This window comes from Streptomyces sp. NPDC086787 (assembly GCF_044745865.1).
Lineage (GTDB): Bacteria > Actinomycetota > Actinomycetes > Streptomycetales > Streptomycetaceae > Streptomyces.
Genome location: NZ_JBIVBC010000010.1, coordinates 100,974 through 121,828, shown reverse-complemented (window position 1 = coordinate 121,828; position 20,855 = coordinate 100,974). Strand labels below are relative to the sequence as shown.

16 protein-coding genes are annotated in these 20,855 nt (G+C 73.7%); 13 read left to right on the top strand and 3 right to left on the bottom strand.

Annotation, left to right across the window (positions count from 1 at the left end; genetic code table 11):
* Window positions 1-60 precede the first annotated feature (60 nt).
* From ACIPK3_RS23300 to ACIPK3_RS23255, 10 genes are all read left to right on the top strand, one after another.
* Window positions 61-1,803, top strand: coding sequence for an RNA ligase family protein (locus ACIPK3_RS23300; RefSeq protein ID WP_402572471.1), 1,743 nt, complete (start codon window positions 61-63; stop codon window positions 1,801-1,803).
* Window positions 1,803-4,652 carry a poly(A) polymerase gene (locus ACIPK3_RS23295; protein ID WP_402572469.1) on the top strand — a complete coding sequence of 950 codons (2,850 nt, stop codon included), beginning with the start codon at window positions 1,803-1,805 and terminating at the stop codon, window positions 4,650-4,652. The genes ACIPK3_RS23300 and ACIPK3_RS23295 overlap by 1 nt, the downstream gene beginning before the upstream one ends.
* Window positions 4,653-4,757: 105 nt before the next feature.
* Window positions 4,758-7,160: a SpoIIE family protein phosphatase gene (locus tag ACIPK3_RS23290; protein WP_402572467.1), complete on the top strand. Its 2,403-nt coding sequence runs from the start codon at window positions 4,758-4,760 to the stop codon at window positions 7,158-7,160.
* 183 nt (window positions 7,161-7,343) lie between these two features.
* Complete coding sequence (locus tag ACIPK3_RS23285) at window positions 7,344-7,829, top strand: hypothetical protein (RefSeq protein ID WP_402572465.1); 486 nt, start codon at window positions 7,344-7,346, stop codon at window positions 7,827-7,829.
* A 37-nt stretch (window positions 7,830-7,866) separates the two neighbouring features.
* On the top strand, window positions 7,867-8,082 hold the full coding sequence (locus tag ACIPK3_RS23280; RefSeq protein WP_402572464.1) for a hypothetical protein: 216 nt from the start codon (window positions 7,867-7,869) through the stop codon (window positions 8,080-8,082).
* Window positions 8,079-9,023 (top strand): AAA family ATPase, encoded by a 945-nt coding sequence (locus ACIPK3_RS23275; RefSeq protein ID WP_402572462.1) that lies wholly within the window; start codon window positions 8,079-8,081, stop codon window positions 9,021-9,023. The genes ACIPK3_RS23280 and ACIPK3_RS23275 overlap by 4 nt, the downstream gene beginning before the upstream one ends.
* A complete protein-coding gene (locus tag ACIPK3_RS23270; protein WP_402572460.1) occupies window positions 9,020-9,655 on the top strand; it encodes a hypothetical protein in 636 nt (211 codons plus the stop codon). Before ACIPK3_RS23275 ends, ACIPK3_RS23270 begins: the two co-directional genes overlap by 4 nt.
* 48 nt (window positions 9,656-9,703) lie before the next feature.
* Entirely contained in the window at window positions 9,704-10,846 is a 1,143-nt protein-coding gene (locus ACIPK3_RS23265; RefSeq protein ID WP_402572458.1) for an aromatic acid exporter family protein, read from the top strand.
* Window positions 10,846-11,730 carry a PP2C family protein-serine/threonine phosphatase gene (locus ACIPK3_RS23260; RefSeq protein WP_402572457.1) on the top strand — a complete coding sequence of 295 codons (885 nt, stop codon included), beginning with the start codon at window positions 10,846-10,848 and terminating at the stop codon, window positions 11,728-11,730. Before ACIPK3_RS23265 ends, ACIPK3_RS23260 begins: the two co-directional genes overlap by 1 nt.
* A gap of 45 nt (window positions 11,731-11,775) precedes the next feature.
* Window positions 11,776-12,720 (top strand): MBL fold metallo-hydrolase, encoded by a 945-nt coding sequence (locus tag ACIPK3_RS23255; RefSeq protein ID WP_402572455.1) that lies wholly within the window; start codon window positions 11,776-11,778, stop codon window positions 12,718-12,720.
* Window positions 12,721-12,755: 35 nt separating this feature from the next.
* Here ACIPK3_RS23255 and ACIPK3_RS23250 read toward each other — a convergent pair whose 3' ends face one another.
* On the bottom strand, window positions 12,756-13,448 hold the full coding sequence (locus ACIPK3_RS23250; protein ID WP_402572453.1) for a GAF and ANTAR domain-containing protein: 693 nt from the start codon (window positions 13,446-13,448) through the stop codon (window positions 12,756-12,758).
* A 310-nt stretch (window positions 13,449-13,758) separates the two neighbouring features.
* On the opposite strand from ACIPK3_RS23250, the gene ACIPK3_RS23245 reads away from it, so the two are divergent.
* Entirely contained in the window at window positions 13,759-15,894 is a 2,136-nt protein-coding gene (locus ACIPK3_RS23245) for a SpoIIE family protein phosphatase (protein ID WP_402572452.1), read from the top strand.
* A 48-nt stretch (window positions 15,895-15,942) separates the two neighbouring features.
* On the opposite strand, the gene ACIPK3_RS23240 is transcribed toward ACIPK3_RS23245, so the two are convergent.
* Window positions 15,943-16,824: a YegS/Rv2252/BmrU family lipid kinase gene (locus ACIPK3_RS23240; RefSeq protein ID WP_402572450.1), complete on the bottom strand. Its 882-nt coding sequence runs from the start codon at window positions 16,822-16,824 to the stop codon at window positions 15,943-15,945.
* 72 nt (window positions 16,825-16,896) lie between these two features.
* Window positions 16,897-18,489, bottom strand: coding sequence for an FAD-binding oxidoreductase (locus tag ACIPK3_RS23235; RefSeq protein ID WP_402572449.1), 1,593 nt, complete (start codon window positions 18,487-18,489; stop codon window positions 16,897-16,899).
* 82 nt (window positions 18,490-18,571) lie between these two features.
* Here ACIPK3_RS23235 and ACIPK3_RS23230 point away from each other — a divergent pair, with 82 nt between their 5' ends.
* The gene (locus ACIPK3_RS23230; protein ID WP_402572448.1) at window positions 18,572-19,171 is read left to right on the top strand and encodes a TetR/AcrR family transcriptional regulator; all 600 of its coding nucleotides are present in this window, start codon (window positions 18,572-18,574) and stop codon (window positions 19,169-19,171) included.
* On the top strand, window positions 19,168-20,748 hold the full coding sequence (locus ACIPK3_RS23225) for a glycerol-3-phosphate dehydrogenase/oxidase (RefSeq protein ID WP_402572447.1): 1,581 nt from the start codon (window positions 19,168-19,170) through the stop codon (window positions 20,746-20,748). The genes ACIPK3_RS23230 and ACIPK3_RS23225 overlap by 4 nt, the downstream gene beginning before the upstream one ends.
* Window positions 20,749-20,855 lie beyond the last annotated feature (107 nt).

The window sequence follows — 20,855 nt, the reverse complement described above, 5'->3', positions numbered from 1 at the left end:
ACCCGCGCCGCGATATTGAGGGGCGTTTCGGCGGTGCGGGCCACTAAAGTCGGCCTCCTGATGACCGAACGTGTGCACTATCCGCGTACCCCCCATCTGCCCTGGTCTCCCGGTGCGAGCCCGGACGACATCCGGGTGTCCGACCTGTCGGGACTGCGCGGTCGGGAGGTCGTCGTGACCGAGAAGCTGGACGGCGAGAACACCACGATCTACGCCGACGGGCTGCACGCGCGGTCGCTGGACTCCGGGCACCATCCTTCGCGGGCCTGGGTGAAGGGTCTGCAGGGGCGGATCGGGGCGGCCGTGCCGCCCGGGTGGCGGGTGTGCGGCGAGAACCTGTTCGCCCGGCACTCGATCGCGTACGAGGACCTGGAGAGCTGGTTCTACGGATTCTCGGTCTGGGACCGGGAACGCTGTCTGGACTGGGACGGCACGGTCCGCTTTATGCGGCGTCTCGGTGTGCCCGTGCCGCCGGTGCTGTGGCGGGGCGTCTTCGACGAGCGGGCCCTGCGGGCGCTGCGGCTGGACTCCGCACGGCAGGAGGGCTGTGTCGTGCGGACCGTCGAGGGGTTCGGCCGGGATGAGTTCGGGCTGCGCGTGGCGAAGTGGGTGCGTCCGGGGCATGTGCGGACCGGCACCCACTGGATGCACGCCGACGTCGTGGAGAACGGGCTGGGCCCGGCCGCCGCGCTGTGGGCCGTACGGTCCGGCGCGGCCCCCGACGCAGGGGCGCTGTGTACCGCGGTGGGGGCCCGGCCGGAGGATCTCGACCCGTCGTGCGAGCCGGTCGTCGCCGATGTGTCGGCCCGGCTCGACGTGCTCGGACGGACCGGCGACGCGCGTCTCGCGGGTGTACTGGCCGCCCTGCTCCACGGGCGGCGCAGGGCCTGGCTGGCACCCGGGCTGGCGGGGCCGCTCGGTATGCCGCTGGCCAGGCGGGTCGCGGATCTGGTCGGGCTGCACTCGCTGCTGTCCCGGCCCTACCCGGAGGACGAGCGGCGCACCGGTCTCGGGCACCTGGCCGTCGCGGCCGATCTGGGGGTGCTGCACGCGGTGGCCGGCGCGGTCGCGGCCGGACTGGGCACCGAGGAGCGCGAGCGGGTGGACTGGTCCGCCCTGTGCGCGGAGGAGGCGGGGCTGCTCGGCGAGGCACCCTTCGAACCGTTGCGCGCGGGACTGCGCGAGGCGCTGCGCGGGCTCGGCGACAGCGATGCCGCCGACCGGTGCTGGGCGCAGGCCCGGGAGGCGTACGCCACCGGACGGGTCGCCACCGCCGAGGAGGCCGTGGCGGCGACCTGGCGGTGGCGCGACGGGGACTTCCCGAGGCTCGTCCATCTCACCGGGCCGTCCGGCAGCGGGAAGAGCACGTTCGCCGCCGGACTCAAGGGAGTGGACTCCGTTGTCTCACTCGACGGCCTGCGGCAGGCCCGTGGCTCGCGTGCCGACCAGCGTGCCAACGACGAGGTGCTGCGCGAGGGGCTGCGACGGCTCGACGCGGCGCTGGCCGGGGGCGGGACGGTCGTGTGGGACGCGACGTCGCTGGTGCGTGGGCAGCGTTCCCTGGTGCGGTCGGTGGCCCGCCGCAGGGACGCGCTGATCACCCAGGTGGTCGTGTCGGCCGAGGAGGAGACCCTGACCCGGCGCAACGCCGGACGCGCCCACCCGGTGCCGCCGGAGGTGCTCTCCGGACAGCTGCGCCGGTTCGATCCGCCGTATCCCGGTCAGGCGCACCGCACCTGGTACGTCGGCGCGGGCGGGACCGTCGACGACACCGACGGGACACTCTCGGGAGGGGACCTCTGATGCGTACCAGCGACGAGATCTACCACCGGGTCCGCTGGGACCCGCGCTTCGACCCCGCTCGCTTCGTGCTCGGGATCGGCCAGCGCGGGGCCGCCCCCAAGCGCGTCCCGCTGCCGTCCTTCGTCCCCGGGGGAGACATCCCGTGGCACCGGGTGCTCTTCGTCGAGGCGGACGGCGAAGTGGTCTGGGACCGGGCCGACGGCGTGGACCGGATCGACGAGTCGACGGCGGGCCGGGTGCGCGACCCACGGGTCCTGCGGGCGCCGTTCTTCACCGCCGGGACGCCCCACCGGTGGGACCCGGCGGCCGGCGTCTGGCGCGAGGCCGACGGCACCGCCGCGCCGGCGGCCCCGGTGGAGGGGACGGTGCTGCGGGTGCTGACCTGGAACACGCTCTGGGACCGTTACGACAGCGACCGCGTCGACACCGCGCGGCGCAGACCGCTGCTGCTGGCGGCTCTTGCGGCGTCGGACGCGGACGTCATCGCGTTGCAGGAGGTCGAGCCGGAGCTGCTCGCCATGGTGCTGGCGGCCCCGTGGGTCCGGGCCGCCTACGCGGTGGACACCGGCCCGAAGGGCCGGCATGTCGAGGACTGCGGTCTGCTGCTGCTCAGCAGGCTGCCCGTGCGTGAGGCGGCCCGGCACGAACTCGGACCGCACAAGGCCGTCCATGCCGTCACCGTGATGACGGCCCACGGACCGGTCGTGATCGCCAACACCCATCTGAGCAGCGACCATTCCGACAACGGCCCCGCCCGGCGGAGGGCCGAACTGGCGCAGCTGACCGAGGGACTCACCGGTCTGGACTGCCCGCTGGTCCTGGTCGGCGACTTCAACGACGGCACCGACGGGCCGGACGGACCGGCCGCCGCCCTGGGACTGCGGGACGCGTGGACGCAGGTACATGGAACCGCCGACCGGACCCCCACCTTCGACCCGGGCGTCAACCCGCTGGCCGCGGTCTCCTCGCTGACCGGACGGGCCTCCCGCCTGGACCGGATCCTGCTCGGCGCGAACGGCCCGCACGCGGGGAGCGCGGCCCTGCTGGGCGACTCACCCACCGCGGACGGGCTGTACGTCTCCGACCACTTCGGGGTCACGGCGGACCTCGTCCTCGACGGGGCCGTGTCCGACGAGCCGGTGCTCGACCTCGCGCCGACCGCGCGTACGGCGGTGGCGTGGCTGCCGCCCGAGGAGCTGTGGGCCCCCCTCCAGGAACTCCGCGGCGAGCACGATCCGCAGATCCACCGCTGGCCGCCGCATGTCAATCTGCTCTTCGGCTTCGTCCCGGAGTCCGCCTTCGACCGGGCGCTGCCGCTGCTGGCCCGGGCGGTGGCGCGGACACCCGCGTTCACCGCCCGGCTCCAGGGCGTGCACACCTTCGGACACCGGGAGGACGCGACCGTCTGGCTCGACCCGGCCGCGGCCGACCCGGTTCCGTGGGCGGGGCTGCGAGCCGCGCTGGAGCGGCAGTTCCCACGCTGCCGGGGCCGCGCCGAGGGGTTCACGCCGCACCTGACGCTGGGCCGCTCCCCCGACCCGCAGCGGGTCGCCGCCGAGTGCGCCGCCCGGCTCGGCGGCGGTCTGTCGGCGCGGGTCGGGGAACTGGTCGTCCTCTCCCGCCGGGGCGGGGAACCGATGCGCCCGAGGGCCACGGTGGCACTGGGCTCCGGCGAGATACGGCTGCTGCCGGAACCGGGCGCGGCCCCGCCCGCGCCCGGGGACGACCCCACCGAGGCGACCGTCCGGCGGGTCCGCGAGGCACTGGGCGAGGGCACCGTGCACCTCGTCGGATCGCGGCGCATGGGCGGCGCGCTGCCCGCCGCCGACCTCGACCTGGTCGCGGCCCTGCCCGGCGGCATCGACATCGCCGACGTCGAGGCACGGCTGGCCGCCGCGCTGCCGGATGCCACCCGGGTGCGGCGGGTGACCGGGGCCAGGGTGCCGGGGCTGCGGCTGTACGTCGGCGGCCTGGACGTCGACCTGACCCTCGTCGGCACCGGAACGCTCGCACCGGCGACGGCGGTGGAACGCCGTGCCGAACTGGGCGAGGCGGCCGCGGTCGCGCTGAGCGCCGTCAGCGACGCGGACGCCGTACGCGCCTCGGTCGAAGGCCATGAGGGCGCGTTCGACGAGCTGGCCGCCCGGGTGAAGGAGTGGGCACGGGCGCGCGGGCTCGACTCCGCCCCGTTCGGCGGGCTGCCGGGCCTCGCCTGGTCCGTGCTGGCCGCCCGCACCATGCGGGAGGCGCCCGGCTTGTCGTCGCACGAGCTGCTCCGGCACTTCTTCGGGACCTGGGCCGCCTGGGACTGGCGGAACCCGGTCGCCCTCACGCCCGACGCCCCGTCCGCGGGATCGGCGGCGGCGCTGTCGATCCTGACGCCGACCGACCCGGTACGCCTGTGCACCGGGCAAGTGGCGCCCGGCTTCCGTGACCTGCTCTCCCAGGAGCTGTACCGGGCCTGGGACATCCTGGAGACGGCGGACCGGACGGGCCGCGACCCCGCACACGACCTGCCGGTCCCGCCGCCGCTGCACCGACGGCACGCCGCCTGGCTGGTCCTGACGGTGCGGTCGGCCGGGGCCGAGGAGTTCGAGGAGACCCGGGGGCGGCTGCGGGGCCGGATGCGCGCCCTGCTCACGGCGTTGGAAGAGGCCGGCACGGTGGACGCACACGCGTGGCCCCGCCCGGTCGCCACCGGCGCGGCCTCCGCGTCGTACGCCATCGGGCTCGGCCCGCACCCGCCCGGCCCCGACCTCCTCACCGACATCACCGCGCGGTGGAGCAGGGGGCTGCCAGGGGTCGGGGTCGAGCGGGTGGACGGCGGAGAGGTGCCTACGCTGCGCTGATTCGCGGCCGTCGCGCGTGGGCCGTCCCTGTGGTGCTCCGTCGCCGTCAGGATCATGCTGGGGGGAGAGCCTCGGCCGTGCAGGTTCGGCGAAGGATGAGCGGCGATGGAGCGACTTCCCACCCCTCCCAGCAGTCCGGAGGCCTACTCGGCGACGGCCACCGTCGACGAGCGGGGCCTGGTGACGGCGTGGAGCGAGGGCGCCGGGAGGCTGCTCGGCTACCGGCCGTCGGAGGTCGTGGGGCGGCGGGCGGCCCTGCTGCTCGCCGACGCGCACACCACCGACGACGGGCGGGCGTGGCGGGAGGCGGCCGGACGCCGGCGCTGGCACGGCACGGTGCCGCTGCGGCACCGGGACGGTCACCGGCTGGTGAGGGACGTGCTCGCCCACCGGCGGGACGCGGACGGCGCCGGCAGCACCGAGTGGCTGCTGGTGTCCGCGGTGGCGGCGCCCTCGCCCTCCGGCGGCGACAGGCCGCTTGGCGAATGGGCCTTCGCCCGCTCGCCGTGTGTCCTCGCGGTCTTCGACCAGGATCTGCGGCTGGCGCGGGCCAGCACCGGCATGGAGCGGGTGCTGGCCCTTCCCGAGGCGACGGTGCGCGGACTGCGCCTGTCCGACATCGTGCCGCTCCCCGACTGCCGCGAGGCCGAGGCGGCGATGCGGTCGGTGCTGGACGGCGGTCCGCCGCAGGAGGTGGAAGTCGGCCTGGACACCGTCCGCCCGCGGGACCTCTGGCGGGCCCGGCTGATCCCGCTGGACGACCCCGACGGCCAGGTTGGGGCCGTGTGCCTGGTGGCGCACGCGCGTCCACCCGAGGACCTGGTCCGCAGGCGGATGCGGTTGCTCAGCGACGCCGGACGGAACATCGGCACCTCCCTCGACACCGGCCGCACCGCACAGGAACTCGCCGACGTCGCCGTCCCCCGGCTCGCCGACACCTGCACCGTCGATCTGCTGGACCCGCCCCGGCACGGCAGGCCGCCCCCGTCCTGGTCGACAGTCGGCCTCACGCTCAGCCGGGCCGGCGCGCGGTCCGTCTCGGACCGGCACCGGCTTCACCAGTCACCCGAGCGGGCGCGGCGCTGCGCCGCCGCCTCGCCGTCGGCCCGCTGTCTGACCCTGGGCCAGGGCGCGGTCCACTCGGGTGACGAGGACACCGTCGCCCGCTGGGCACGGGAGGATCCGCAGGCCGCCTGGATCCGTGACAGCGGGACACACTCGTTGATGGTGGTGCCGATCCGGGCGGACGGCACCTCGTACGGTGTGGCCGTCTTCGGGCGGCACCAGAGCCCCCGGCCGTTCGACGCGGACGATCTGTGGCTGGCCGAACAACTGACGGCGAAGGCGGCCACGAGCATCCACAGCACACGACGCCCCCAGCGGGACCACACCACCACCATGGCGCTGCAGCGGAGCCTGCTGCCGCAGACGCTCCCCGAACAGGGCGCCCTGGACATCGCCACGCGCTATCTGCCGTCCGTCAGCCAGGCCGGGGTGGGCGGTGACTGGTTCGACGTCGTCCCGCTGTCCGGCAGTCGGGTCGCGCTCGTCGTGGGGGACGTCGTCGGTCACGGCATCCGGGCCTCCGCGACGATGGGACGGGTGCGCACCGCGGTGCGGACGCTGGCCGACGTGGACCTGCCGCCCGACGAACTGCTGAGTCACCTGGACGACTTGGTGATCCACCTGTGCGCGGAGGAGACCGGGGGCGACGTCGCGGGCGAGAGCGCCGCGGGCGTCGGCACCACCTGTCTGTACGCCGTCTACGACCCGGTCTCCCGCCACTGCACCGTGGCGCGGGCCGGTCATCCGCCGCCCGCCGTGGTCACCCCCGGCGGCACCGTCCACTTTCTCGACGTCCCGCCGGGCCCCCCGCTGGGCCTGGGCGGCCTGCCCTTCGAGGCCTACGACATCGAGCTTCCCGAGGGCAGCCTGATCGCCCTCTACACCAACGGGCTGCTCGAGGCCCGCGACCACGACATCGACGACGCCCTGGACAACATGTTCGCCGCTCTGGCCGGGCCCGCCCAGAGCCTGGACGGGGTGTGCGACAGGGTTCTGACCGCCATGCTCACCCACCGGCCCGACGACGACATCGCCCTGCTCATCGCCCGCACCCAGGTCCTGAAGGCGGATCAGGTCGCGACCTGGGAGCTGCCCTTCGAGCCCGCCACGGTCGGCCACGCCCGCCAGCAGGCCATCGACCAGCTGACCGCCTGGCGGCTGGACGAGGCCGTGTTCATCACCGAACTCGTGGTCAGCGAGCTGGTCACCAACGCCATCCGCTACGGCAGGCCTCCCGTCCGGCTCCGGCTGATCCACGACAACCACACCCTCACCTGCGAGGTGTTCGACTCCAGCAACACCGCCCCGCACATGCGGCGCGCCCGCGTCTTCGACGAGGGGGGCCGCGGCCTCCTCCTCGTCGGGCAGCTCTGCCAGCGCTGGGGCACGCGGCACACCGTCGCGGGCAAGACCGTCTGGGCCGAAATGTTCGTCGCCCAGTAGTGGCGAGTCGTGCGTCCCTACGTCAAAGCGGGTAGCCGGTATGGGCGTTGGTGACCGGTTCTGCGTCGGCCGACGCACAACATCCGGAATTCGGGCCGTCGAGGTATTTACTGGTTGCCGAGTCGGATCGCACCGACTTCGCGCACATCAGGGGGGAATTACGTGGCGGCATCGGGTGTCCATGTGCGAACCAGTGTCAACGTCACCACGAGGGCGGTCGTCTACACCGCGAACGAGATCGTACGCATCTTCTACGAGGCGATATCCGACGCCGGACTGGACGTCACGGAACTCGCCACCATTCAGCCCGTCGTCGAGAACGGGCTGCGCACCTGGCTGACCATGCGCAAGCTGGAGGCCGCCTACCTGGAGATCTTCGACCCGTCGACCGACACGGTCCGGTGCCGCGCGGATCTGAACCTCGTCTACTCCTCGGACAGCGAGGAGAGACACCACACCGACATCGACCGGGTGAAGGCGGCCACCCGTTCCCTGGGCAGCTACCCCGGTTGCAGCTACCGCGTCGTCGTCTCACTCGCCGACGGGGCGCCGGACGTGCAGGGCTGGCAGAGCACCACCCTGGGCAGCGTGCAGCACCTCTCCCGGCAGGACGTGGGCGACGTGATCGACACGGCGGCCATGCAGACCCGAATGTTCATGTGGTCCTGACGGAACGGGCCAGAACTCGAGAGGGAGGGGATTCGCGATGCAGGTGACCTATCTGCTGCACGGCCGGCGCCACGAGCTGAGCGTCGGGGAGACGGACGACCTGGCGGAGCTGTGCGCGCGGGTGGAGAAGGAGTTGCGGACCGCGCACGCGGAACTCGCCGACGCGCCCCATCTGGCGCAGAAGGTGGTCGACGGACTGCTCAACGCCCTGAGCACGGACGGTGAGGAAGCGGATCTGGGGGAGGTCGCGTGACCCGGGCCGACACCGATCTGCTCACCGCGTCCTGGCTGCCGGACGAAGCCGAGCGGCTGCGCGCGTCCTGGGACACCGTGATCGTGCCGGACGAGCTGAGGGCGCTCCTGCTGTCGTACACCCGCACCATCGCCCGGATGGCGAAGGTGCCCGCCCAGGCGCTGGGGCTGCGCCGCAGCGTGCTGCTCTACGGGCCGCCGGGATGCGGGAAGACGAGCCTGGCCCGCGGCCTGCCGGCGGCCTTCGCCGACACCGCCGGCCGGACCGGGCCCGTGCTCTTCCTGCACGTCAACACGCACGCGTTGTTCAGCGGGGTACGGGGTGGCGGCCAGCAGCGCGTACTGGAGGCGTTCGCCCGGATCCGGGAGGCGGCCCGGTCGGACCATCCGGTGTTCGTGCTGCTCGACGAGATCGAGACGCTCGGCACGGACCGCTCGGCGATCAGCCTCGAGTCCAATCCGGTGGACGCCCTGTTCCAGGTCAACGCCTTCATGGAGTCCATGGACCGGTGCGTGGAGGAATGCCCCGGGGTGGTCTTCGTGCTGACCACGAACACTCCGCGTTCGCTCGACCGCGCGGTGCGCGAGCGGGTGGACTTCGCCGTGAAGATCCCGCTGCCCGACGCGACGGCACGGTCCCTCATCCTGCGGGACGCCCTCGAAGCGCTCGCCGACGTCTACGACGTCCACGAGGCGCTGGCCGCGGCACACCGGGGCGACGACCCCGGGTGGCACGCGCTCGTGGCACGCACGGAGGGGCTGTCGGGCCGGGCCCTGCGGCACGCGGTCGTGCTGGCCGGGGCACTCGCGGACGCCTCGCCGTCGCTCGGTCTCGGCCTGCTCGGCGCGGCGCTGGACCAGATCTTCGAGGTCGAGGACGACCTGCTGCGCAGCGGCGGCAACTACGTAGAGGCCTACCAGAACGGCGGGAAGCGACTGTGATATTCGAACGTGTCCTGGTGCAGGGGCCGTTGCGCTCCACCGACCAGGTGTGCCGGGAACTCACCGGCTTCCTGGAGAGCTGTCTCCTGGACCTCGGCCATCCGGGCGCCGAGCAGGTCCGCGCGGTGCTCGCACCGGCTCAGCCGCTGCTGCGGGCCCTGACCGCACGGCGGGCGTTCGCGGACCCGGCCGTGACCCTTCAGGTGGCGGGTGCCGGGATCGAGGTGTCGGTGTCCTACGACCCCGATGCCGAGGACCGGATCGACATCCCCCTCATGAAGCCGGACCCGGGGGACGAGGGACAGCCCGCCGCCCTGGTCGTCGTACACGCCGCCGGCGAGGTGGAGGCCCGGCTGCGCGCCGGGGCCGAGTCCGGCTCGCACGAGGCGCTGCGGGTGCAGGTCCGGTCGGCGGCACCGCACGACGAGGTGCCCGTGCCCGCCACACCGGCCGCACCCGGCGCGCCCGACGCCCCCACCGTGGCGTTCGAGGCGCCGACCGAGGCGGTCGAGGCGCCGGCCGAGGAAGCACCGCTTCCTCCGACACCTCCGGCCCCTCCGGCGCCCCCGACCGTTCCGCTGCCGCCGGCACCCCCGACCCCCCCGGTTCCAGATGGGCAAATATTTCAGTAAATCGGATATCTATGTTTCTTCGCGGCATTGAGGGCAATAACCACCGGGATGTCCACTGCACCTCATCTCCGGAACGTCCTTGATCATGCCCGACTCGCCCGTTACCCCACCCGCCGCAGGCAGACGCCGGTCCGGGCCGCCGCCGCGGCCGGACTGGCCTGGGCGGTGTGCACCACGGCATTCGGCAGCGACGCGCCGTATCCCGCCGCTCTCGCCGCCCTCCTGGTCACCGAGGCCTCGGCGTTCCGGTCGCTGGTGGCGGCGGCCCAGTACTCGGTCGGCTGCGCGCTCGGCGTCCTGATCGCGGTCCCCGTCGCCGTCTTCGTCCACCCCACGCTCCCGGCACTGTGCCTGGTCGTCTTCGCGTCCGTCGTCGCGGCCCAGCACGACCGGCTCGGTCACCACGGGGTGCATGTTCCGATCACCGCGCTGTTCGCCTTCGCCATGGCGCGCAGCCAGCTGTGGGACGATCTGGCGCCACATGTCCTGGAGACCGCCGTGGGCGTGGCGATCGGCGCCATGCTCAACGCCGTCGTGTTCCCGCCGTTGCATCTGCGGCCCGCCGAGCGGGCGCTGGGTGAGCTGCGCGACCAGCTGGCACGTGTGCTCGAACTCCTCGCGCTGGCGCTGCGGGACCGGCGTCTGCCGCAGGAACTCCTGGGGCCGGACTGGGCCGCGGGCCTGGACCGCGCCGTGCGACGGGCCGACGACGAACTGACCGCCGCGCGGGAGAGCCGTCGCTGGAACCTGCGGTCGGCGGCCCGCGGATCCGTACGGCACCTCGACGACGACGTGCTCGACGCGCTGGCCCGCGTGGCCGACCGGGCCCGCGAGATCGGCCGGCTGCTGGACGACGAACGCGACGAGCGCGGCCCGAGCCCGGCACCGCGGCGGGACGCGGCACAGCGGCGCGGTGATCCGGTCACCCCGGCGTTCCGGCCGGGCGGGGCCCGGCTGCTCGTCGGAACGGCCCTGTGCGTCCGCTCCTGTGCGGGCGGTCGCCCGCACCCCATTCTGCCGGCCGCGCGATGGGCGGGTCGGCGGCTGCACACGGCGGCCGGTTCGACCAAGGACCATGGCCTGGCACGCCAGTTGGAGGACATGCTCGCGTCGCTGGACGACGGCCGCGGCGCACCCACGGCCGAGCCCGCGCCGGGCGCGGGCGGCGCGGTGGAAGTGGGGCGGCGGTGATGAACGGAGCCGACGCGACGCTCCTGACGCTGCTGGCGGCTTCTTCGGCCGCGCTGCTGGCCTGCGCGGCGTACTGCCGGCATGCCCGGCGGCTGCGCCGGACCCGGGCGGCTGCCGAGGCCGTACGGGAATCCGTGCTCCGCCCGCTGCCCGGCCGCCTGGGGTCGGTGCGGCTGTGCGCCACTCAGGTTCCGGCACGGTCCGGGCCCGTCGTGGGCGGCGACTTCCACGAGGCCCTGCACACCCCCTACGGCGTCAGGCTGCTGGTGGGGAACGTCCGGGCGGGTGGACCGTTCGCCGTGGTGACCTCGACCACGCTGCTGCGGACCTTCCGTGCGGCCGCGCACGAGGAGCGGACGCTGGCCGGGGTGTGCGCCCGGCTGGAGGCCTGCGCCACCGGGCGGTTCGGGTCTCCGCGCGGCGAGCCGCCGTACGACGCCACGCCGGGCGAGCGCTGCGCGACGGCCGTACTCGCGGAACTCCCCTACGACGAGCCCGAGCTCAGACTGATCCACCGTGGGCAGTCGGCGCCTTTGACCGTGCACGGCAGGACGGTGACCGTGCACGCGCCGGCTCCGCCCGGTCCACCGCTGGGGCTGGCACACCTCGTGGGAGCGGCCCCCGTCACCCAGACCGTCGACTTCCGTCCCGGCGACCGACTGCTGCTGTACACCGACGGGTTCACCCAGGCACGCGAGCGCGACGGCCGCTACCACGATCTCGCCGCCCGGGCCCGGGCCCGTGGTGCGGAGTCCCTGGAGGACATGGTGGGGGGCCTGCGCGAGGACCTGCTCCGGCACACCGGCGGCCGGCCGGCGGCCGGTGCCGCGCTCGTCGCCGTGGAGGAGCGCGGACTACCGGGCTCCGGCTCTTCGGTGCGATGATCACGCCGTCTCCACCGTCGCCACCGTCTACGCCGGGAGCCCTCCGTGAGCACGGTTCACCATGACGTCGCCCAACTGCCCCCGTCGCGTGTGGAGGAGGTAAGTGACGGGGTGTTCGCGTACATCCAGCCCGACGGCACCTGGTGGATCAACAACACCGGATTCGTCGTGGGCGAGCGCGGGGTGATCAGCGTGGACTCCTGCTCGACGGTCCGCCGCACCCGTGCCTATCTGGACGCCATCGCCGCAGTCACGCCGCAGCCGGTGCGGACGCTGATCAACACTCATCACCACGGCGACCACACCTTCGGCAACCAGCTCTTCGGTGGGGCCACGATCGTCGGGCACGAGGCCACCCGCGCGGGCGTCCTCGCCTTCGGCGGCCCGGAGGCGACGGCGGGGTTCTGGACCGACGTGGAGTGGGGTGACATCGTCCCGGAGCCGCCCTTCCTCACCTACACCGACTCGGTGACCGTGTGGTCCGACGAACTGCGCGCCGACGTACGGCATGTGGGCGTGGCCGCGCACACGACGAACGACTCGATCGTCTGGTTGCCCGAGCGGAAGGTCCTGTTCAGCGGCGATCTGCTGTTCAACGGCGGCACCCCGTTCCTGCTCCAGGGTTCCGTGGCCGGTGCGATCCAGGTCCTCGAGGAGGTGGTGAAGCCGCTCGGGGCGACGACCATCGTCCCCGGACACGGACCCGTGGCGGGTCCCGAGGTCGTCGACGAGGTGCTCGGCTATCTGCGGTTCGTACGGGCGACCGCGCGGGCCGCCCGCGACGCCGGGCTGACCCCCCTCGAGGCGGCCCGCGAAACCGACCTGGGGGCGTACGCCGGTCTGCTGGACAGTGAACGGATCGTCGGGAACCTGCACCGGGCGTACGCGGAGCTGGAGGACGGCCCGCTCGGCCGGCCCATCGACGTCGGCGCCGCGCTCAAGGACATGGTCACCTTCAACGGCGGCCGTCCCCTCACCTGCCTCGCCTGACCCGGGTCACCTGCCCGGCCCGACCCGGGCCGGGGTCACTTCTCGTTTTCGGGCGGACGCCGGATGTGCTGGGCGACGTCGCGCAGTTTGATGTTGTGGTTCTGCGAGATGCGGCGCAGCACGGCGAAGGCGTCCCCCTCGGTGAGCCGGTGCCGTTCCATGAGGATGCCCATGGCCTCGCCGATGGCGTGCCGGGTGTCCATCGCGTGCTCCAGCTGTTCCTGGGTTCGGGCGGCCGCCAGGGCCACGGCGGCATGTGAGGCGAACAGCCAGCCGGCGGTCTCGCTCGCCGGGGTGAAGGCGCCCGGCTTGTACGAGTACAGGTTCAGGGCGCCGAAGTCGTCGTCGTGGGTGTAGAGCAGGAAGCCCATCATGCTGCCGAACCCGAGGTCGTGGGCCGCGGGCGCGAAGCGCGGCCAGCGGGGCTGGGGCCGGGTGAGGTCGGTGATGCGGTAGACCCGGCCCTCGTCGGTGTGGCGGGCGGCGTCGAAGCAGGGACCCTCGCCCAGTTCCCCCTGGATCCGGTCGGACTCCGCCACCTGGTCGCCGCACGCCGACAGGGTGGTGACCCGGCCCTTGCTCAGGGTGAGGACGCCCGCCGCATCGCACCCCTCGACCAGGTCCACCGCGGCGCCGGCGATCCGGTCGAGCGTCGCCTCCAGTGTCTCCTGCGCCAGCAGATCGCGGGCCAGCAGCGCCATGCGCTCGGCAAACTCACGCCATTCCACACGTATCTCCTCGTCCGGCCGTCGGCTGTTCCCAGCATGGCGCACGACGGGGTCCGGCCGGACGCCGCCAGGCGTAGGCGGCACCGCGGGATGGCCGGAACCGGATTGCTCCCGGGCGCCCCGGGGACCCGTCTGCCAAGGGCCCCGGCCCGCCGTACGCGGGCGTGTCGCCGCGCCGTCGCGCCTGTCGGGGTGCCCGGTCCCCCGGTACCGGGGGACCATGTAAGCGACAGGCACGTGCGGCCTGGGCCGGAGCGTGCCCCGGACGCGGCCGGTCGGGCGGCAGCAGCCGCTGGAAGGAGGGCCAGCGATGAGCGCAGCCGAGCAGCCTCCCGAGGCTCTCGGGCCGGCGGCCGGCGACGACGCGCGCGGCGCAGAGCCGCGGCCGGAACCGTCGCGGGAGGGGAGATCGAAGCCGAGCGGGCTGATGGACGTCCTCGGTGTGGCCGCGGTGCTGCTGGACTCCGAGGGCAAGATCGTGCTGTGGAGCCCGCAGGCCGAGGAGCTCTACGGCTACACGGCGGAGCAGGCGCTCGGGGAATTCGCGGCTACGGTGCTTGTCAAGGAGGAGAACTGGGACTGGGTGATCAAGACCTTCGCCCAGGTCATGGAGACCGGGCAGAGTTGGGCCGGCACGTTCCCGATCCGGTGTGCCGACGGCAGCACACGACTGGTCGAACTGCGCAACATGCGGCTGATGAACGACCGCGGCGAGTTCTACGCGCTGGGCCTCGGCACCGACTCCCCCAAGCTGCGGGAGCTGGAACGGGACGTCGCCCTGTCCACGCGGCTGATCTCGCAGTCCCCGATCGGGGTGGCGATCCTCGACACCGATCTGCGGTACGTGACCGTCAACCCGGCTCTGGAGCGGATGCACGGCATTCCCGCGAAGGACCATCTCGGCCGCCACTACCGGGAGATCATGTGGCCCACGTCCTTCGAGCAGGCCGAGATCGCGATGCACCGTGTCCTGGAGACCGGGGAACCGCTGGTCGAGGGGTCCACCATCGTCGGCCGCACCCCGGCCGACCCCGGGCACAGACACGCCTGGACGATCTCGGTGTACCGGTTGGAGGACACCCAGGGGCATGTGCTGGGGGTGGCGGAACTGGTCATCGATGTGACGCAGCGGTACGAGTCGGGGATCGAGGCCGGTGAGACACGGCGGAGGCTCGCGCTCATCGCGGACGGTTCCGCGCGGATCGGCTCCACGCTGGAGGTGGAGCGCACGGCGTGGGAGCTGGCCGATGTCACGGTGCCCGACTTCGCCGACGTGGTCTCCGTGGACGTACTGGACTCGGCGCTGAACGAGCACCGGCCCAGGACGCGCGCGGGTCCGGCGTTCTTCCGCGCCCTGGCGGTGAAGGCGGCGTATCCGAGCGACGCGGCGCGGGCCGCGGACCCGCCGGGTGAGCTCGCCACGTACGGTGCCGACCGGCTGGCCACCCAGTGTGTGCGCAGCGGCCTCCCGATCCTGGTCAGTCATGCCGACCCCGACGATCTGGCGCGCATGGCCCGTGACGACCGGGCGGCCGCCATGCTGGCGCGCGCCGGAGTGCACTCGTATCTCGCCGTGCCGCTCATCGCGCGTGGTGACACCCTCGGCTTCCTCGGTCTCACCAGGGCCCGCGACCCGCGCCCGTTCGGCGAGGACGATCTCGCGGTCGCCGCCGAGCTGGCGTCGCGTGCGGCCGTGTGCATCGACAACGCGCGCACGCACCAGAGTGTGCGCAACGCGGCGGTGACGCTCCAGCGCAGCCTGCTCCCCGAGCTGCCGCCGCAGCTGCCCGGCCTTGAACTGGCCGCCCGCTACCGGCCGGCGCAGGCCGCGTACGAGGTCGGCGGCGACTGGTACGACGTGCTGCCCATGGAGCGGGACCGGACGGCGCTGGTGGTGGGGGACGTGATGGGCAGCGGCATCGACGCCGCCGCCACCATGGGCCGACTGCGCACCGCCACCGCCGCCTACGCCGATCTGGACCTGGAGCCGGCCCAGGTCCTCCAGCACCTCGACGCGATCACGGCACGGCTGGAGCAGTACATCGCCACGTGTCTCTACGTGGCCTACGACCCACACAGCGGCAGGTGCCGTATGGCGGGCGCGGGCCATCTGCCGCCGGTGCTGGTGCCCCGCGACGGCCGCCCCCGGCTGCTCGACCTGCCGACCGGCACTCCGCTGGGCGTCGGCGGTGTCCCCTTCGAGAACACCGCCTTCCGGCTCGCTCCGGGAGATCACCTGGTGCTGTACACGGACGGGCTGGTGGAGAGCCGCGGGGACCCCATCGACGAGCGTCTCGACGTCCTTCTGGACCTGCTGGACAACGTTGACGCGACGCTGGAAGAGACCTGCGACCGGCTGCTGCACGGGCTGCGGCACCCCGGTGCCCCCGACGACGTCGCGCTGCTGATCGCCCGCGCGTGCGCCGTTCCGCCGGAGGACCGCTGACCGGCGCCGTCGAGGCGTCAGGCAGCGGTCCTCAGGTCAGCTCAGCGGTCAGTAGAGGACCTTGAGCGCGCCGGGCAGCACCCGGGCCGTCACGGGGAGGTCGGCCTCCACCTCGCCGTCGGCGCCGTAGGGGACCGCGCGGTCGGCCTCGATGCGGATCTCCCGGCCCCGCAGCACGGTCACCTCGGGGCGGGCCACGTGCGCGCCCGTGGAGAGTTCGTTCATCAGGGTGAAGAACAGGTGCCGGGGAGCCTCGCGGATCATCACGACCTCCAGCATCCCGTCGTCCACCTGGGCCCCGGGGGCGATCATCCGGCCGGAGCCGTAGTAGGCGGAGTTGGCGGCCACGACGGTGTAGCCGCGGTGCGCGTGTTCCTGACCGTCGACGGTGACCCGGAAGTCGGCCGCGCGCCAGGTGGTCACGGCGCGCAGGCCGCCCGCGTAGTAGGAGGCGGCGCCGCGCAGCAGCTTGGACTGGTTGGCGTGCCGGTTGGCGAGCGCGTCCACGCCCGCGTACACGCTGCCGAGGACGACGGTCCCGTCGTGGACGGCCGACCGCATCTCGATGGTGTCGACCCGGCGCGGCTCCGCGTCGAGCAGGATCTTGGCCAGGGCCTCGGGTTCGTCGGGCAGGCCGAGTGCCCTGGCGAAATCGTTGCCCCGTCCGGCCGGTACGAGGCCGAAGACGGCGTCGGTGCCGCTGAGCGCCCCGCCGATGCCGCCTGCGATGCCGTCGCCGCCGACGGCGAGCACCACCCGCCCCTGCTCCCCCGAGTCACGTGCGATGTCCTGCGCGTGCGCCAGGCTGCGGCTGTACTCCGTCCGCAGGTCGGCCCCCGCTTCCCGGAGCACTCGGGCCACCTGGAGCAGCGTGGCCGCCGCGCTTGATCCACCCGCGGTGGGGTTGACGACGGCGGTGAACTGTCGCATGGGTGAGCCTCCGGAAACGGTGATGCGGGAGCCGAGCTGGAACGGTGGTGGAGCGGACGGTAGCTGTCCGGGTCAGTCGGTGGGAAGCAGGACGCCCGGGTTGAGCACCTGGTCCGGGTCGAGCCTGCGCTTGACGGCCCGCAGGGCCTCGACGCCGAGGGTGCCGACCTCGCGGACGTACCAGTCGCGGTGGTCGGTGCCCACGCCGTGGTGGTGGCTGATGGTGCCGCCGGCGGCGAGGATCGCCTCGTTGGCCGCCTCCTTGGCCGGGGCCCAGTGCGCGACCGGGTCGTCGCCCTGGGCGCTGACCACCGTGAAGTACAGCGAGGCACCGTTCTCGTAGACGTGCGAGATGTGGCACATGACCAGGGGCGGCGTACCGGCCTCGGTGAGGGTGGTGGTCAGCGCGGTGCGCACCTGGTCGTACAGCTCGGGGATGCGCGACCAGAAGGCGGCGGTCTCCAGCGTCTCGGCGAAGGCTCCGGCGTCCAGCAGGGCGTCGCGCAGGTACGGCGCCGAGTAGCGGCCGTGGGCCCAGCGTTCGCCCGGCTCGGTGCCGGCGTGGGTGCCGCCGCACTCGCGCAGGACGGCGGAGGCGAGCTCCCGCTGCCGGGCGGTGTCCTCCTCGGTGCCCTCGAAGCCGACGATGGCCTGGCATCCGGCGTTCTGTGCGCCGTCGGAGCCGATCGCGTCGGGCTGGGCGAGGCCGATCAGGGTCTCGGTCTCGTCGGACAGGCGCAGCACGGTGGGCCGCGGTCCGTCCTGGGCGAGCCGGCGCAGTGCGGCGGCGCCCTCCTCGAAGGAGGCGAAGCGCCAGCCCTCGTAGACGCGAGTGGCGGGCTGGGGACGCACCCGCACGGTGACCGAGGTGATGACGCCGAAGGCGCCCTCGGAACCGAGGATCAGCTGGCGCAGGTCCGGTCCGGCGGCGGAGCGCGGGGCGCGGCCGACGTCGATGGTGCCCTCGGGGGTGGCGAGGGTGAGTCCCAGCACCATGTCGTCGAAGCGGCCGTATCCGGCGGAGGCCTGTCCGCTGGAGCGGGCGGCGGCGAATCCGCCGATGGTGGCCCACTCGAAGGACTGCGGGAAGTGGCCGAGGGTGAAGCCGTGTTCGGCGAGGAGCCGTTCGGCCTCGGGGGCGCGCAGTCCGGCCTGGAGGGTGGCGGTGCGGGAGACGGGGTCGACGTCTACCAGGCGGTTCAGGCGACGCAGGTCGATGGCGACGAGCGGGCCGCGCCGGGCCGGGGCCAGGCCGCCGACGACGGAGGTGCCGCCGCCGAACGGAACGGCGGTCAGGCCGTGGCGGGCGCAGGTCAGCAGCAGGGCGAGGACCTGGTCGTGGTCGGCGGGCAGTACGACGGCCGCCGGGGTGTCCGCGACGTCTCCGGTGCGGATCTTCAGCAGGTCGGGGGTGGACTTGCCGCGGGTGTGGCGGACGCGGGTCTCCGCGTCCGTGCGGACGTGTTCGTCACCGCCCACGGCGGCGGACAGGTCCTGGAGCACCGCCTCGTCCAGCGGGGTCGCGGGGACGGGGATCTCCTCCAGCTGGAGGGGTTCTGCGTCGCGCGGCTTGACTCCCAGCAGATCGCGCAGCAGTCCGGTCACCGTCTCGGGCAGCGGCGCCGCCTTGGCCGGGTCGCCCCAGCCACTCCACAGCATGTCCATGGCGGTTGTCCTCATCGGTATCGGTCGTTTCCGCGCCGCCCGTCTGCCGGGCGCCGTCGCAAGGGGCGTTACACTGTTACACATGACGCCTATTCGTCACAACCATGGGGACAGCGATCCGGTGCTCGACGCGGTGCGCGACTGCGTGCTCGCCGTCGGCGTCCGCCGCACCACCCTGACCGATGTGGCCCGCCGCGCCGGCGTCTCGCGCATGACGCTGTACCGGCGCTGGCCCGACGTGCGCTCCCTCGTAGGCGACCTGATGACCCGCGAGTGGGTGGACGCCGCCACCCGTGCCATGCCGGAGCCCCGGCCGGATCTGCCCGCGCGCGGCCAGATCGTCGAGGGTCTGGTGCACGGGGTGGAGGCGTTCCGCGCGCACCCGCTCTTCCGCAAGATCCTCGACGTCGACCCCGAGCTGCTCCTGCCGTATGTGCTGGACCGTCGCGGGGCGAGCCAGGAAGCGCTGCTGGAGCTGCTGGCCTCCGGCCTGCGCGAGGGCCACGCCGACGGATCGGTGCGAGTCGACCACCCACAGCGGCAGTCCCGCTCCATCCTGCTGATCGTCCAGTCCTTCACCCTGTCGTTGCGCACCATGACCGACGAGGACGACCCGGACCTGACCCCCGCCGCCTTCCTCACCGAGCTGCGGAACATCCTGGAGAGGACCCTCACGCCATGACCGCCACCAGCAGCCCCGCCCCCGGCTCTTCGCTCTCCGCCGCCCGCCGTTCACGGGAACTGGCCGCCACGGTCGGCGGGCCGTCCGTGGACGTCCTGGTCGTCGGGCTCGGTGCCACCGGAGCCGGCGCCGCCCTCGACGCGGCGGCCCGCGGACTCACCGTCGCCGCCATCGACGCCCACGACCTGGCCTTCGGCACCTCGCGCTGGAGCTCCAAGCTCATCCACGGCGGCCTGCGCTACCTGGCCTCCGCCCAGCTCGACGTGGCCCACGAGAGCGCCGTGGAGCGCGGTGTGCTGATGGAACGCACCGCACCCCACCTGGTCACCGCCCAGCCGTTCGTGCTGCCGCTGACCCCGATGGTCTCCCGTGGCCAGGCCGCGCTCGCCTGGGCCGGGTTCCAGGCGGGCGACGCGCTGCGCCTCGCCGCCCGCACGGCCCGCGCCACCCTTCCCGGACCGCGCCGGCTGTCGAAGGTGGAGACCCGCCATCTGGCCCCCGCCCTGCGCGCCGACGGGCTGCGCGGCGGCCTGCTGTCCTGGGACGGCCGGCTCACCGACGACGCCCGGCTGGTGACCGCCGTGGCCCGCACCGCGGCCGCGCACGGCGCCCGGATCCTCACCCGGGTCAGGGCGGTGGAGCTGACCGGTTCCGGCGCCCGAGTGCGCGACGAACTCACCGGCGAGGAGGGGGAGATCAGGGCACGCGTGGTGATCAACGCCTCCGGGGTGTGGGCGGGTGAACTCGTCGACGGAATCCGCATCCGGCCCTCCCGCGGCACTCATCTGGTGCTCCGCTCCGAGCGGCTCGGTTCCCTGCCCGCCGGGATGCACATCCCGATCCCGGGCGAGACCAACCGCTTCGTCCTGGTCCTGCCGCAGGGCGACGGCCGGGTGTACGTGGGCCTCACCGACGAACCGGTCGACGGTCCGCTCCCGGACGTTCCGGAGGTGCCGGAGACCGACATCGGCTTCCTGCTCGACGTGCTCGGCTCCGTCCTGGACGCCCCCGTCCACCGCGACGACGTCGTGGGCGCCTTCGCCGGGCTGCGCCCCCTGCTGGACACCGCGCCAGAGGGCTCGGGCGAGGGGGCCCGTACCGCCGACATCTCACGCCGGCACGCGGTGCTCACCTCGCCGGACGGCGTGGTCACCGTGGTCGGCGGCAAGCTCACTACCTACCGGCGGATGGCCGAGGACGCCGTGGACGCCGCCGTCACCGCCCGGGGCCTCGCGGCCGGCCCGTCCCCCACCGCCTCGCTCCCCCTGGTCGGCGCCGCCTCCCCGCAGCGGCTCGCCGCCCTGCCCGCCGACCGGCGGCTGGTACGGCGTCACGGCACCGAGGCCCTGGCCGTGGAGGCGCTCGCCGCGCACGACCCCCGGCTGCGGGAACCCGTGCTGCCCGGTCACCCCGTCACCGGTGCCGAACTGCTCTGGGCCGTACGGCACGAGGGCGCGCTCGACGCGGCCGACCTGCTCGACCGGCGGACCCGGATCGGCCTGGTCCCCGCCGACCGGGCCACGGCCCTCGACACGGCCGGCCGGATCCTCGACGAGGCCCTGGCGGAACAGGGCTGACACAGCACACCGGCGGCCGCCCGAGGACTCCCCTGGTCCCCGCACGGCCGCCGGGCACCGACCGGTGGCTCCGGTCCGCCAAGCCGGGGGACGGACCGGAGCCACCA

What these genes read in the sequence shown, in the direction of transcription:
- ACIPK3_RS23295 (WP_402572469.1), top strand. Translation starts at nt 1,803, where the DNA reads ATGCGTACCAGCGACGAGATCTACCACCGGGTCCGCTGGGACCCGCGC.
- ACIPK3_RS23230 (WP_402572448.1), top strand. Translation starts at nt 18,572, where the DNA reads ATGACGCCTATTCGTCACAACCATGGGGACAGCGATCCGGTGCTCGAC.
- ACIPK3_RS23290 (WP_402572467.1), top strand. Translation starts at nt 4,758, where the DNA reads ATGGAGCGACTTCCCACCCCTCCCAGCAGTCCGGAGGCCTACTCGGCG.
- ACIPK3_RS23240 (WP_402572450.1), bottom strand. Translation starts at nt 16,824, where the DNA reads ATGCGACAGTTCACCGCCGTCGTCAACCCCACCGCGGGTGGATCAAGC.
- ACIPK3_RS23265 (WP_402572458.1), top strand. Translation starts at nt 9,704, where the DNA reads ATGTCCACTGCACCTCATCTCCGGAACGTCCTTGATCATGCCCGACTC.
- ACIPK3_RS23300 (WP_402572471.1), top strand. Translation starts at nt 61, where the DNA reads ATGACCGAACGTGTGCACTATCCGCGTACCCCCCATCTGCCCTGGTCT.
- ACIPK3_RS23280 (WP_402572464.1), top strand. Translation starts at nt 7,867, where the DNA reads ATGCAGGTGACCTATCTGCTGCACGGCCGGCGCCACGAGCTGAGCGTC.
- ACIPK3_RS23260 (WP_402572457.1), top strand. Translation starts at nt 10,846, where the DNA reads ATGAACGGAGCCGACGCGACGCTCCTGACGCTGCTGGCGGCTTCTTCG.
- ACIPK3_RS23235 (WP_402572449.1), bottom strand. Translation starts at nt 18,489, where the DNA reads ATGGACATGCTGTGGAGTGGCTGGGGCGACCCGGCCAAGGCGGCGCCG.
- ACIPK3_RS23245 (WP_402572452.1), top strand. Translation starts at nt 13,759, where the DNA reads ATGAGCGCAGCCGAGCAGCCTCCCGAGGCTCTCGGGCCGGCGGCCGGC.
- ACIPK3_RS23225 (WP_402572447.1), top strand. Translation starts at nt 19,168, where the DNA reads ATGACCGCCACCAGCAGCCCCGCCCCCGGCTCTTCGCTCTCCGCCGCC.